Genomic DNA, 12,799 nt, shown 5'->3' with positions numbered 1-12,799 from the left:
CGATTATACGCACCGGCGCCGTCGGGGCCTTAACCCGGGCCCTGCAACCGCGCGAGCGCAGCGGCGGCGGTGTGGAAAGAGCCGAACACCAGGACCCGGTCGCCCGGGCGCGCTTGCGCCAGCGCCGCCGCCAGCGCGCCGCCCACGTCGGCCGCCACCGGGGCCTGCTCGGCGGCGGTGCCTGCCAGCCGCGCGCGCAGCGCCTCAGCCGATTGGCTACGCGCACCGGCGTCGGCCAGCCCTGCCAGCCACCAGCCGTCGACCGCAGCCGCCAGCGCCGCGACGACGCCCGTCGCATCCTTGTCGGCCAATGCGGCATAGACCGCCCACGTCCGGCCTTGCGCGGGCGCGGCCCCCAACCACTGCGCCAGCGCCTGGGCGGCCTGTGGGTTGTGCGCCACGTCGACGACGAGCTCGACCCCACCCTGCTCGAACCGTTGCAAGCGCGCGGCGACGTGCGCGCCGGCAATCCCCGCCGCGAGCGCGGTATCGGGCACATCAACGTTGAGCGCACGCAGGGCCGCCACCGCGACGGCGGCGTTGCGCAGCTGCACAGGCGCGGCCAGGGCGGGCAGCGGCAGTTCGACTTCATAGCCGACCTCGCGCCAGATCCAGCGCCCTTCGCCCGCAGGTGCGAACAGGAAATCGCTGCCGGCGCGGATTGCGACCGCGCCGATCCGGTAGGCATGCCGCAGCACGCTTGCCGGCGGATCGTCGTCGCCGAGTATCAGCGGCCGCCACGGGCGCGCGATGCCGGCCTTCTCCAGGCCGATCGCCTCGCGGTCGTTGCCCAGCCAATCCTGGTGATCGAGATCCACCGTGGTGACCACCGCGACATCGGCATCGACCAGGTTGACCGCATCCAAGCGACCGCCGAGCCCGACTTCGAGAATCGCCAGGTCCAGCCCCGCGCGCGCGAACAGCCACAGCGCGGCCAGCGTGCCGGTCTCGAAATAGGTCAACGGCGTGTCGCCGCGCACGGCCTCGATCGCCTCGAACGCCGCCACCAGCGCGGCATCGTCGGCATCGGCGCCGTCGATGCGCACGCGCTCGTTGTAGGCCAGCAGATGCGGCGAGGTGTAGGCGCCCACGCGCCAACCGGCCGCGCGTGCCGAGGCCTCGATCAAGGCGACCGTCGAGCCCTTGCCGTTGGTTCCGGCCACGGTGATGACACGGGCGGCCGGCGGGCCACAGTCGAGTCGCGCATGGACCGCAGCGACGCGCTCCAGCCCCAGGTCCACCTCGACCGGATGCCGCGCTTCGAGGCGCGCCAGCCAGTCGGCGAGCGATGCGGATGCGGTCATAGCGCGCGGTGGACCGCCTCGCCGAAGAACGCGGTGTGGTGCGCGCAGTCGTTCAGACGGACGACGTCGAGACGATCGACATCGGGGCCCTCGAGCAGATTGAGCGTGGTCGGCGCCTGACGGAAGGTCCACAGACGCGCGAGCGGCAGGCCGAGCACACGGCACAGGATCACCCGGTTGACCGCGTCATGCGCGACGATCAGGGCGGTGTCGTCCGGGCCAAGGCCTGCGAGCGCGCGTGCGAACGCCGGCCACGCACGATCGAGCACCTGCTGCAGCGATTCACCGCCCGGCATCTGCACCGTGTCGGGCGCGTCGCGCCACGCCGCCAGACGCTCGGGGTCGCGCTCACCGATCTCGGCCGCGAGCAAGCCTTCCCAGGTGCCGTGCGCGATCTCGGCCAGGCCGGGATCGGTGGTCAGCAGGGAGGCGCGATCCACGCCCAGGGCCAGACGCGCGGTGCGGTTGGCCCGCGACAACGGCGAGCTGACCGCCCGGTCGATGCGCACGTCCGCCAGCCGCGCACCGAGCAAGGTCGCCTGGCGCTCGCCGACCGGCGAGAGCGGGATATCTTCCTGCCCCTGGTAGCGGCCTTCGGCGTTCCACGGCGTTTCGCCATGGCGGGCAAGCAGGATTCTCATGCGCGGTCCTCGACAATGCGGCGCGCCTGCACGGCTGGGCGCGGCGCGACAGTCTACCCGCCGAGGCGGGCACCACACGCACGCCCGGCACTCGGAATGCGCAGGCGATCGTGCCGCAACCCGCGGCGACGCGCAGCGCTCAGCCCCGTCTTCCGAGCATCATGACCAGGCCGAACAGACCGCCCAGGCCGCCGGTGAAGGCGAGTGCGACGCTCGGTTCGCGCAACCGCAACGCCATCACCACGCAGGTGATCCCGAGCGCCAGGATCAGCAGCCCCACCAGCCGGCCCCGCGCGCCGCCGTAGAAATGGGTGCGCACGGCCGCGCGTTCGACCACGGGTCGACGTGCCTGCCAGGCCCCGAACGCGGCCTGAAACTCCCCGAGCAGGCGATCCCGCCCTGGCCCGTCGAGCGCGCTCACCAGGACCGTGGGCGCGCCGCGTCGGACCAGCTTCAAGTAATCGTCGGTGCCCCACTGGACAATCTCAGCGAAGCGCACGGCTTCGCGTCGCGCGAAGACGAGGCCGTCCGGCTCGATCCGCACGTCGTCGCGGGTGGGAAAGCCCTGAAAGGCGATCAACGGGGGGCCCACGAGCGCGACGATCGCCACCCCGATCGCCAACAGCGGCTGGTTCAACCCGAACACGATGCCGATGAAGGCCGTCGATGCCAGCACGATGCCCAGCGGCGTCGACCACTGGTGCCAGCGGGTGAAGGCTTTGACGGGGATGGTCGAAGACGATCGCATCGTTCGGTTCCTTGGCGCGCGCGGCTGCGTCACCGGTCGCGTGCTGACACAGGCACCCGCGTCCGAGGAGGGGCGCCAGCGCAGGCGGTCAGCGTCGCCGGTTCGGTCCACCGCGCAGGAGGCCAGCGGACCACCCGACGTCGTGAGGCCCGCGCTCAGCGCGCCGCGCCCATTTCCCGGAGCAGCCGCGGCGCCGGATCGACCTCCTGCATCACCCAGCGGATGTAGCGCTGGTCGACCGAGATCGTGCGCGTCATCGTCGGGTCGAACACCCAGTTCGACACCACCGCGTCCCAGGTCATGTCGAACAGCAGCCCGGTCAGGCGGCCGTCGGCATCGAGAACCGGCGAGCCGGAATTGCCGCCGGTCACATCGAGATCGGCCAGGAAATTCACTGGCACCGAGCGCAGGCGGCGGTCGGCCAGGCCCCCTTGGCGGCCGGCGGCGATCGCGTCGAGCTGCGCCTTGGGCGCATCGAACGGCTCGGTCCCCGTCGCCTTGGCCGGAATCTCCTCGAGGCGGGTGAACGGCGTCTGCGTGCGGCCTGCGCGGTCGGTGTAGCCGACGACGTTGCCGAAGGTGAGGCGCAGCGAGGAGTTGGCGTCCGGATAGACCGCCTCGCCGCGACTGGCGCGATAGTCGGCAACCGCCTGCAGGACGGTCGGCTGCAGCACCAGCAGGTCGCCGGCGCGCGCCTTGGCCTCCTGTTCGATCCGCACGAGCTCCGGCACCACCCCAGCCGCGTACTGCAGCGCGGGATCGTTGCTGCGCAGGAATGCATGGCGGTCGGCGGCGAACCACTTCAGGCGCTCCTCGCTGTCGCCCAGGCGGCTGCGCTCGAGCCGATCGAGCGCGCGCTCGATCGCCGCCGCGTCGCGGCCGCCCAGGAACTGGTCGATCGCCGCGACTCGCTGGCCTGCCGGCAACTGCACGTATTGCTGCAAGGCGTAGCGGGTCAGCGCGCGGTCCATCGCCGGCACATAGCGCCGGTCCATCTGTCGCAGGCTGCCCTCGATCACCGGCAGATCGCGCTGCTGGTAACCCTGCTCGCGCATTGCGTCGGGCCGTTCCTTCTCGATCGCCAGCCGGTACAGGCGCACCGCGGTCGACAGCACGCCGCTGTTGTCGAGCAACGACAGCACCAGGTCGCGCTCACGGGTGGCCTGCGCCTGGGCCTCGAGCGCGGCGATGCGCGCCTGCGCCTCGAGCGCCGGCTGCCCTGCTTCCCCTTGGCCCTGCAACCAGGCCTGCACTGCGGCGGCCTCCTGCTGCTTGCGGGCAAGCGCGCCGATCCGCTCGAAGCCCTGCAACTGGCCCTCGTAGTTCTTCAGCGTGTTCTGCCAACCGCGCACCGCGCTGGCATAGCGCACTTCGATCTCGGGGTCCTGCTTGCCCTGCGCTTCGACTAGATCGATCAGCGCACGGTAATGGCGGCTGACCTGCGGATAGCGCCAAGCGACGGTCTCGGCGAACTCGCCGGCCGATGCATATCGGCTGGTGCGCCCCGGGTAGCCGGCCACCATCACAAAATCGCCCTCGCGCAGCGACTTGTCGGCCAGACGCAGGAAACGTCGCGGGGTGTAGGGCACATTGTCGGGCGCGTACTCGGCCGGGCGCCCGTCGCGACCGACGTAGGCGCGGTAGAACGCGAAGTCGCCGGTATGGCGCGGCCACATCCAGTTGTCGACATCACCGCCGAAGCTGCCGATGCCGCCGGCCGGCGCGTAGACCAGCCGCACGTCGCGGATTTCCAGATTGCGGAACAACCGGTAGCTGTTGCCGCCCAGAAAGCTGTAGAGCCGGCAGCGGTAGCCGGGCTCGGCCTCGCAGCGCGCAACCAGCGACTTCTCGATCGCATCCAACGCCGTGGTCCGGCCCAGCCCGTCGGCGGCTGCGTCGATCGCCGCCCGCACCTCGGCGGTGACGTCCTGAATGCTGTCGAGCGCGTAGATGCGGGCGTTGGGGCCGGCCGAGATCTCGTCGCCCAGCGCTGCGGCGTTGAAGCCGTCGCGCATCAGGTTCTTCTCGGGCGTGGAATTGAGCTGGATCGCGCCGTAGGCGCAGTGGTGATTGGTGATCGCCAGCCCCTGCGGCGAAACGAAACTGGCCGTGCAGCCGCCCAGCGACACCACAGCGCCCAGTGGGTCGCCGGTCAGGTCCGCCAGTCGGTTGGCATCGAGCCGCAGGCCCGCCTTGCGCAGCGCAGGCGAGATCTCAGGCAGTTGTTGCGGGACCCACATCCCCTCTCCGGCGACGGACGAGTGACTGCAGCTGAGAAAGACGCCCAGCAGCGTCGCGGCCAGAAGCGGATGGCGCATGGTGGTCCTGTCGGTCGTTTCGGGGCGCCAAGTCTAGAACGTGGTGCAGGCGCGGGGCCAACCCCAGGCCCCGGCCGCCGGCTCCGATGCCGCCCCGGCGACGATGCGGTGCAGCAGGGGCGGTCATCGTCCGACCCGTATAATCGCGGCTCTTTTCTGCCAGCAGGCACGACGACGATGACCCGGACGATGAAGGCGCTGGTCAAGCGCGAAGCCACCAAAGGCATCTGGATGGAAGAGGTGCCGGTGCCGACCCCGGGCCCGAACGACGTGCTCATCAAACTCGAGAAGACTGCGATTTGCGGCACCGACCTGCACATCTACCTGTGGGACGAGTGGAGTCAGCGCACCATCAAGCCCGGCCTGGTCATCGGCCACGAGTTCGTGGGCCGCATCGTCGAACTGGGGTCGGCGGTGACCGGCTACACGGTGGGCCAGCGCGTGTCAGCCGAGGGCCACCTGGTCTGCGGCCACTGCCGCAACTGCCGCGCCGGCAAGCCGCACCTGTGTCCGAACACCGTCGGCATCGGCGTGACCCGCGACGGCGCGTTCGCCGAGTACATTGCGATGCCGGCGACCAACCTGTGGCCGATCCCCGACCAGATCCCGTCCGAGCTGGCGGCGTTCTTCGACCCCTACGGCAACGCCGCGCACTGCGCGCTGGAGTTCGACGTCGTGGGCGAGGACGTGCTGATCACCGGCGCCGGCCCGATCGGGGTGATGGCCGCGGGCATCTGCAAGCACATCGGCGCGCGCAACGTCGTGGTCACCGACGTCAACGACTACCGCCTCAAGCTGGCCGCCGACATGGGCGCCACGCGCGTGGTGAACGTCAGCAACACCTCGCTCAAGGAGGTCATGGCCGACCTGCACATGGAGGGCTTCGACGTCGGCCTGGAGATGAGCGGCAACCCGCGCGCGTTCAACGACATGCTCGATTGCATGTACCACGGCGGCAAGGTCGCCCTGCTCGGCCTGCTGCCCAAGGGCGCGGGCATCGATTGGGACCGGATCATCTTCAAGGGCCTGACCGTCCAGGGCATCTACGGCCGGAAGATGTACGAGACCTGGTACAAGATGACCCAACTGGTGCTGTCGGGCTTCCCGCTGGGCAAGGTGCTCAGCCACCAGTTGCCGGTCGACGAGTTCCAGAAGGGCTTCGACCTGATGGAATCGGGCAAGTCGGGCAAGGTCGTCCTCAACTGGACTTGAGAGCGGCGCCCCGCCCGCGGGCGGTCAATGGCCCCCACACCTCGCCGGCCGTCCGGGCCGGCACGCGCGGCCAAGTAGAATGCGGCCTTCGCCTTCCGGAACGCCGCCATGTCCACTACCCAGCGCTACGCCGACACCCTCGACGAGATCCGTGACGCCGGCCTGTTCAAGTCCGAACGCGTGATCACCGGCCCGCAGTCGGCGCAGATCACGCTGGCCGACGGGCGCACGGTGCTGAACTTCTGCGCCAACAACTACCTGGGCCTGGCCGACCACCCGGAGATCATCGCCGCGGCCAAGGATGCGCTCGACACCCACGGCTTCGGCATGGCCTCGGTGCGCTTCATCTGCGGAACGCAGGACCTGCACAAGCAGCTCGAGAGGACCATCGCCGAGTTCTTCGGCAAGCAGGACACGATCCTCTATGCCGCCTGCTTCGATGCCAACGGTGGGCTGTTCGAGCCCCTGCTCGGCGAAGACGACGCGATCATCAGCGACGCGCTCAACCACGCCTCGATCATCGACGGCGTGCGGCTGTGCAAGGCCAAGCGCTACCGCTACGCCAACTGCGACATGGCCGACCTGGAGGCGCGGCTCAAGCAGGCGCGCGCCGACGGCGCGAAGACCATCCTGATCACCACCGACGGCGTGTTCTCGATGGACGGCTTCATCGCGCCACTCGACGAGATCACCGCCTTGGCGCAGAAGTACGACGCGCTGGTGCACATCGACGAATGCCATGCGACCGGCTTCCTCGGCGCCACTGGTCGCGGCTCGGCCGAGGTCAAGGGCGTGCTGGAGAAGATCGACATCATCACCGGCACACTCGGCAAGGCGATGGGGGGCGCGCTGGGCGGCTTCACGACCGCCAAGGCCGAAGTCATCGAACTGCTGCGCCAGCGCTCGCGTCCCTACCTGTTCTCCAACTCGGTGCCGCCGCACGTGGTTGCCGCCGGCATCAAGGCCTTCGAGATGCTGGACGCAGCCGGTGAATTGCGCGAACGGCTGGTCGAGAACACCCGCTACTTCCGCGAGCGGATGACCGCGGCCGGCTTCGACCTGCGCCCCGGCACCCACCCGATCAGCCCGGTCATGCTTTACGACGCCAAGCTGGCGCAGCGCTTCGCCGAGCGCCTGCTCGAGGAAGGGATCTACGCGATCGGATTCTTCTTCCCGGTGGTCCCCAAGGACCAGGCCCGGATCCGCACCCAGATCAGCGCCGCACACACGCGTGAGCATCTGGACCAGGCGATCGACGCGTTCACCCGCATCGGCCGCGAACTGGGCGTGTTGCCAGCCTGAGCCGTCGCGCGTGGCGCCCCCTCGGCGCTAGGCCGGCTTGACGGCCGGCGTCGGGCGCGGCGCCAGACGTTCGATTTCGTGGGGCGCGAGTTCGCGCCACGCGCCCTTGGCCAGTTCGCCCAGGCCCACGCGCCCGATCGCAACACGCACCAGCCGCAGCACGCCGACCTCGTACGCGGCCAGCAGCCGACGGATCTGCCGGTTGCGGCCTTCGTCGAGCACGATCTCCAGCCACGCATTGCGCCCCCCCTCGCGCAGTACCCGGGCGGAGGCGGCACGCAGATGCTGGCCGGCGTCCTCGATGCCGGCATGCAGGCCGGCGAGCAGCGCGGCGTCGGGCCGCGTATCGATCTGCACGTGATAGGTCTTGCTGGGGCCGCGCTCGGGGTCGGCGATCGCCGCCGCCCATGCCGGGTCGCTGGTGAACAGCAACAGGCCCTCGCTGGCCTTGTCGAGTCGGCCGACCGGCGCGATCCATCCCAGCCCGGCACCGTCGAAACACCGGTAGACGGTGTCGCGCCCGTGCTCGTCGTGGGCGGTCGTCACCAGACCCCGCGGCTTGTTGAGCATCAGATAGCGGTGCACAGCACCGGACATGGTCACGCCATCGATGACGATGCGCGCCTCGTCGAGTGCGACCGGATACTCGGGATCTCGGACCACACGCCCGCCAATGCGGACCCGCCCGTCGCGTACCCAGCGCTCGGCCTCACTGCGCGAGCACAGGCCGCGCTTGGACAGGATGCGCGCAATCCCGTAACGAGGCGGAGCGGGGCCGCGCGATGGTCTGCTGCTCATCGCCCTGCGACCACATGGACGAACGGCCCGCTCACGCGGGCCGTCGTCATCGACGCGTCGGGGAGAACGACACTCACTCGGTCGGCGTCGGGGTTGCCGGGGCGGCCGCCGCTTCGACCGGTGCGTTGGGGTCCACGCGACGCCCGACGCTGTAGCCATTGGCCTTGAGCCAGGCGTCGAAGTCATCGGCGGTCATGCGCTTGCCGCCTTGGGTCATGTTGAACCGATACGGCGTGTTGTCGAACTCGGTCTGCTTGACGTAGGCCGCCGGATCGCCAGGCTGCACCACGCCCGCCGCTGCGGCGGCCATCGCGACGTTCTGGCAGCGCTCGATCTCCATGCGCAGCAGCACCTGATCGACGGACTGCGCATCGTCATAAGCGCGGGACAGCACGGCGGTGGTCCCGAGCCGATAGCTGGGCGCCGCCAGTTCCGGCGACAGCGGCATCAGTGCGGTGGCCTGAAGCGGGCGCGCAGCGCGCGTATCGGCGCAGTCTGCCGCCTGGCCGGCAAGCGGAAGGGCCAGCAGGGTCGTCAACACGATAGCGCGCATGGCAAAGAGTCTCGGAGTCGAATTGGCCTGAAGTGTATGCGCCAAGTTACCGGCCGACAAGGGAAATTCTGCTCTCGCGCATTCACTTCGGTGAGTGTCGGCTCCCGCCTGCGGCGATCGCGCCGCGAGGTCGGGACGTCTGTGCACTCGATCGAAACGCTCGGCGCATGGATGCGTGCCGCACCGGTCGTCCATTTCGCCTTCGAGGACTGGGTCGGCGGCCCGCAATACACGAGATCGCGCAACATTGGCGCGCGATCGGCTTGCCATTCCTCGGTCGTAAAGAAGACAAAAAAAAAGAAGCCCGGCATGCGCCGGGCTTCTTCGTGTTGCTTCGCTGGCGCCAGAATCAGTTCTGGACGTTCAGCTCGGTGCGGCGGTTGCGCGCACGGCCTTCCGGGTTGTCCGAACCATCCGGGTTGGTGTTCGGCGCAATCGGACGGCTCTCGCCGTAGCCGACCGGACCCACCAGGCGATCGGCGGTGATGCCGTTGCTGGTCAGGAAGTCGTACACGGCCTTCGCACGGCGCTCCGACAGGCGCTGGTTGTAGGCATCCGTACCCTTCGAGTCGGTGTGGCCTGCAACTTCAACGCGCAGCTCGGGGTAGCGACGCAGGATCTCGACGGCCTCGTTCAGGATCGCCACCGCGTCAGGACGCAGCGTCGAACGATCGAAGTCGAAGTTCACGCCGTTCAGATCGATGGTGATCGGAGCCGGCGGCGGCGGAGCCGGGGCGGGAGCCGGCGGCGGCGGCGGCGGAGCCGGGGGAGCCGGAGGCGCCGGCGGCGGGCCGAGCGGCACCACGACACCGACCGAGGCCAGCACGTCGCCGAAGTAGCTCTCGTTGGCGTTGTGCGGGTAGCCGGCCCAGTCACGCGAACCGTTGGCGGCGATGCTGCTGTCGTCGAAATCAGCGCGGTAGGCGATTTCGGCACGCACGGCGACGCGCTTGTCGAAGGTGGTCTGCAGACCGGCACCGACCTTGGCAGCGAAGTTGCCGTCCTTACGCTCGCCAGGCGAGTTCGGGCTCGGGAACGCGTTGAACTCTTCTTCCGAACGCTGGTAGCCGACACCTGCGAGCAGGTAGGGGTTCCAGCCACGGCCTTCGGAGATGAAGTGGTAGCGGAAATCGATCGAGGCGCCGTACTGGCTCCAGTTCAGGTCGGGGTTCGCACCCTCGACGCTGCTGTCGAAACCGGGGTTCTGATAGTTCAGCTCACCGTCGATCGACCAGTTCGGGCTGATGAAACGACCGAAACCGATGGTGCCGAACGGGGTGTCGTCGGTGCGGCGATCTTCGGCCTGGAAGTTGTAGCCGACGGAGCCGGTCAGATACCAGCGGTCGTCGAACTCCTGGGCATTGGCGGCCTGCACCAAGCCGAGGCCGCCGAGCAGCGCGGCGCAGAGGAGTTTCTTATTCATGTTGTATCAGCTCCTGTTCTAGGGGGAATGCGTCATGGCATCGGTTTGAGGCGTCAAACGCACACGCCTTGGACATAGCCTAAAGTCAGCTGTGTGAAGGCGTCGTTAACACTAAGCTAACGGTTGAAAGATTCCAACAGAACGACGCCTTACCGTTCATCCAGCCTTGGGCTATGGCGGGAACTCCCAACGGCGCGCATTGTCTGGATTCGACGTCGTCGTGGCGTCAAGACGCGCTTAACGCTTACTGCTATCCAGCGCCGCGGCGTATTCCGCGGCAGCCGCCCAGGGCGGCGAGCGGCCCAGGGCCTCGACCAGGAAATCCACGAAGGCGCGGGTGCGTGGCGGCACCAGCCGACGCTCGGGCATGACCGCATGGATGCCGGTCGTCGGCGGGGCGTATTCCGGCAGCACGCGGACCAGACGCCCCGCACGCAGATCGTCGGCGACATGCCACACCGAATGCATCGCGATGCCCTCGCCTGCGAGCGCGGCGTCGCGCAGGATCTCGCCCAGCGTGCTTTCCATGCGCCCCGACACCGCGACCTCGGTGCGGACGCCATTGCGGTCGAGCAATGGCCAGTGGTCCTGGCGCCCGCGGCTGCCGACCAGCAGCAGGCACGCGTGATCGGCCAGGTCGGCCGGCACGCGCGGGTGACCGCGCCGATGCAGATAGTCCGGCGAGGCGACGAGCACGCGCTCGTTGGCGGCGATCGGACGTGCGACCAGGCGCGAGTCGTCCAGTTCGCCGATCCGGATCGCCAGGTCGAAGCCCTCCCGGACCAGATCGACCAATTGGTCGCTCATGTGCACGCTCAGCCGCAGCGCGGGATGCCGGGCCAAGAACCGCGGCAGCAGCGGCGAGACGTGCTGGCGCCCGAACGAGGCCGACATCGTCACCCGCAACGTGCCCGCAATCCCGCGCCCGCCGCTCTCGCGCAGACCTGCGGCGAGGCTGTCGAGATCGTCGACCAGCGCGCGCCCACCCAAGGCCAGCGCGCGGCCCTCGGCAGTGGGATGCAGCCGGCGCGTGGTCCGATGCAGCAGCCGCACGCCCAGCGCGCTCTCCAGGCGCTTCAGGCGTTGGCTGGCCACGGCCGGCGACAGGTCCAGAGCGCGCGCGGCAGCACTGATCGAGCCCAAATCGAGCACGCGCAGGAACAGGGCGATGTCATCGAGCCGCGTCATCGATCTTCAATATCCGATTGAAAGTGATTGTCGATCCTAAACCTGTTCCGTCGGATCGCCGCTTTCGAGAATGGCCGCCCTCCCGCACCGATCGCGACCATGCCCCGCTCCTCCGCTCCCTCCTCCCGCACGCCAGCGGCCCTGTATGCACTGACCGCAGGCGCATTCGGCATCGGCACCACCGAGTTCGTGATCATGGGCCTGCTGCGCCAGGTCGCGGCCGATCTGCAGGTGAGCCTGCCCGCAGCCGGGCTGCTGATTTCCGGCTATGCGCTGGGGGTGTTCGTCGGCGCACCGCTGCTCACGCTCGCGACTGACCGGCTGCCGCGCAAGGCGGTGCTGGTCGGCCTGATGGCGGTGTTCACGCTCGGCAACCTGGCCTGCGCGCTGGCGCCCGACTACGGCTGGCTGATGGCCGCGCGCGTGATCACCTCGCTCGCCCATGGCACCTTCTTCGGCGTCGGCGCGGTGGTCGCCGCAGGTCTGGTACCTGCCGAGCGGCGCGCCCGCGCGATCTCGGTGATGTTCACCGGTCTGACCGTCGCCACCCTGCTCGGTGTGCCGGCCGGCGCGTGGCTGGGCCTGCACGCGGGATGGCGCGCCACGTTCTGGGCGGTGGCCGCGATCGGGGCGCTGGCGACCCTCGTGATCGCGGCGCTGGTCCCGGCCGACCGCGCGACCGGCGCGGCCGGCAGCGTCCGTCGTGCGCTCGCGGCGGTGTCGCGGCCACCGGTCGTGCTCGGCCTGCTGACGACGACGCTGGGATATGCCGGCGTGTTCACGGTCTACACCTTCATCCAACCGGTCCTGGTCCAGGTGAGCGGCTTGCCCGATCGTGCGGTCTCGCCGGTGCTGCTGGTGTTCGGGGTCGGCATGATCGCCGGCAACCTGCTCGGCGGCCGGTTCGCCGATCGTGCACCGATGGTCGCAATTCCGGCCACGCTGCTCGCGCTCGCCGCCGTGCTCGCATTGCTCGGCGCCGCGATGCACCAGGCGCCTGCGATGGTGATCGCCACCGGCCTGCTCGGCGTCGCCGCATTCGCGACCGTCGCGCCGCTGCAGGCCTGGGTGCTGCAACGCGCCGGCGACGACGGCCGCAACCTCGCTTCGAGCCTCAACATCGGCGCGTTCAACCTCGGCAATGCAGCGGGCGCCTGGCTCGGGGGCCTCGTCGTCGGCCATGGCGGCGGCCTGGAGCGGTTGGGCACGGCTGGGGCGCTGATCACGCTGGCCGGTGTCGCCGTGTCGGCGCTCGCGCTCCGCCGCGCACGCCCGACCGCCATCCAGCCCTGCTGATGCTTTGCGGCATCGC

General features: G+C 69.5%; 11 protein-coding genes. 3 read left to right on the top strand and 8 right to left on the bottom strand.

Features of this window, described 5'->3' with window-relative positions; genetic code table 11:
• Positions 1–29 precede the first annotated feature (29 nt).
• The 4 genes from folC to WAF18_RS06340 all read right to left on the bottom strand — a co-directional run bounded on the left by folC (position 30) and on the right by WAF18_RS06340 (position 4,933).
• Positions 30–1,304, bottom strand: coding sequence for a bifunctional tetrahydrofolate synthase/dihydrofolate synthase (gene folC / locus WAF18_RS06355; protein ID WP_337244344.1), 1,275 nt, complete (start codon positions 1,302–1,304; stop codon positions 30–32).
• A complete protein-coding gene (locus WAF18_RS06350; RefSeq protein WP_183426213.1) occupies positions 1,301–1,945 on the bottom strand; it encodes a histidine phosphatase family protein in 645 nt (214 codons plus the stop codon). The genes folC and WAF18_RS06350 overlap by 4 nt, the downstream gene beginning before the upstream one ends.
• 139 nt (positions 1,946–2,084) lie before the next feature.
• The gene (locus WAF18_RS06345; protein WP_337244343.1) at positions 2,085–2,693 is read right to left on the bottom strand and encodes a hypothetical protein; all 609 of its coding nucleotides are present in this window, start codon (positions 2,691–2,693) and stop codon (positions 2,085–2,087) included.
• 155 nt (positions 2,694–2,848) lie between these two features.
• On the bottom strand, positions 2,849–4,933 hold the full coding sequence (locus WAF18_RS06340) for a S46 family peptidase (RefSeq protein ID WP_337244381.1): 2,085 nt from the start codon (positions 4,931–4,933) through the stop codon (positions 2,849–2,851).
• Positions 4,934–5,188: 255 nt separating this feature from the next.
• On the opposite strand from WAF18_RS06340, the gene tdh reads away from it, so the two are divergent.
• Positions 5,189–6,223 (top strand): L-threonine 3-dehydrogenase, encoded by a 1,035-nt coding sequence (gene tdh, locus WAF18_RS06335; protein WP_337244342.1) that lies wholly within the window; start codon positions 5,189–5,191, stop codon positions 6,221–6,223.
• Between the two features lie 108 nt (positions 6,224–6,331).
• Complete coding sequence (gene kbl / locus WAF18_RS06330; protein ID WP_337244341.1) at positions 6,332–7,525, top strand: glycine C-acetyltransferase; 1,194 nt, start codon at positions 6,332–6,334, stop codon at positions 7,523–7,525.
• A gap of 27 nt (positions 7,526–7,552) precedes the next feature.
• Here the strand turns inward: kbl and WAF18_RS06325 are convergent, their stop codons facing one another.
• The 4 genes from WAF18_RS06325 to WAF18_RS06310 form a co-directional block, all read right to left on the bottom strand.
• Positions 7,553–8,323 carry a pseudouridine synthase gene (locus tag WAF18_RS06325; protein ID WP_337244340.1) on the bottom strand — a complete coding sequence of 257 codons (771 nt, stop codon included), beginning with the start codon at positions 8,321–8,323 and terminating at the stop codon, positions 7,553–7,555.
• Positions 8,324–8,396: 73 nt separating this feature from the next.
• Positions 8,397–8,876 (bottom strand): hypothetical protein, encoded by a 480-nt coding sequence (locus WAF18_RS06320; protein ID WP_337244339.1) that lies wholly within the window; start codon positions 8,874–8,876, stop codon positions 8,397–8,399.
• A gap of 349 nt (positions 8,877–9,225) precedes the next feature.
• Complete coding sequence (locus WAF18_RS06315; protein ID WP_183426219.1) at positions 9,226–10,299, bottom strand: OmpA family protein; 1,074 nt, start codon at positions 10,297–10,299, stop codon at positions 9,226–9,228.
• Between the two features lie 237 nt (positions 10,300–10,536).
• Positions 10,537–11,487, bottom strand: coding sequence for a LysR family transcriptional regulator (locus WAF18_RS06310; RefSeq protein WP_337244338.1), 951 nt, complete (start codon positions 11,485–11,487; stop codon positions 10,537–10,539).
• A 99-nt stretch (positions 11,488–11,586) separates the two neighbouring features.
• Here WAF18_RS06310 and WAF18_RS06305 point away from each other — a divergent pair, with 99 nt between their 5' ends.
• The gene (locus WAF18_RS06305) at positions 11,587–12,783 is read left to right on the top strand and encodes an MFS transporter (RefSeq protein WP_337244337.1); all 1,197 of its coding nucleotides are present in this window, start codon (positions 11,587–11,589) and stop codon (positions 12,781–12,783) included.
• Positions 12,784–12,799: the final 16 nt, after the last annotated feature.

Origin of the sequence: Luteimonas sp. gir, assembly GCF_037198055.1 — a bacterium.
Classification (GTDB): domain Bacteria; phylum Pseudomonadota; class Gammaproteobacteria; order Xanthomonadales; family Xanthomonadaceae; genus Luteimonas; species Luteimonas citri_A.
The sequence above is the reverse complement of the archived record's forward strand: the minus strand, read 5'-3'. Positions and strand labels throughout refer to the sequence as shown.

Bases quoted from the DNA above. Each gene is read 5' to 3' on its own strand.
- kbl (WP_337244341.1), top strand. From the start codon at position 6,332: ATGTCCACTACCCAGCGCTACGCCGACACCCTCGACGAGATCCGTGAC.
- WAF18_RS06315 (WP_183426219.1), bottom strand. From the start codon at position 10,299: ATGAATAAGAAACTCCTCTGCGCCGCGCTGCTCGGCGGCCTCGGCTTG.
- WAF18_RS06345 (WP_337244343.1), bottom strand. From the start codon at position 2,693: ATGCGATCGTCTTCGACCATCCCCGTCAAAGCCTTCACCCGCTGGCAC.
- WAF18_RS06310 (WP_337244338.1), bottom strand. From the start codon at position 11,487: ATGACGCGGCTCGATGACATCGCCCTGTTCCTGCGCGTGCTCGATTTG.
- WAF18_RS06325 (WP_337244340.1), bottom strand. From the start codon at position 8,323: ATGAGCAGCAGACCATCGCGCGGCCCCGCTCCGCCTCGTTACGGGATT.
- WAF18_RS06340 (WP_337244381.1), bottom strand. From the start codon at position 4,933: ATGTGGGTCCCGCAACAACTGCCTGAGATCTCGCCTGCGCTGCGCAAG.
- WAF18_RS06320 (WP_337244339.1), bottom strand. From the start codon at position 8,876: ATGCGCGCTATCGTGTTGACGACCCTGCTGGCCCTTCCGCTTGCCGGC.
- tdh (WP_337244342.1), top strand. From the start codon at position 5,189: ATGACCCGGACGATGAAGGCGCTGGTCAAGCGCGAAGCCACCAAAGGC.
- WAF18_RS06350 (WP_183426213.1), bottom strand. From the start codon at position 1,945: ATGAGAATCCTGCTTGCCCGCCATGGCGAAACGCCGTGGAACGCCGAA.
- WAF18_RS06305 (WP_337244337.1), top strand. From the start codon at position 11,587: ATGCCCCGCTCCTCCGCTCCCTCCTCCCGCACGCCAGCGGCCCTGTAT.
- folC (WP_337244344.1), bottom strand. From the start codon at position 1,304: ATGACCGCATCCGCATCGCTCGCCGACTGGCTGGCGCGCCTCGAAGCG.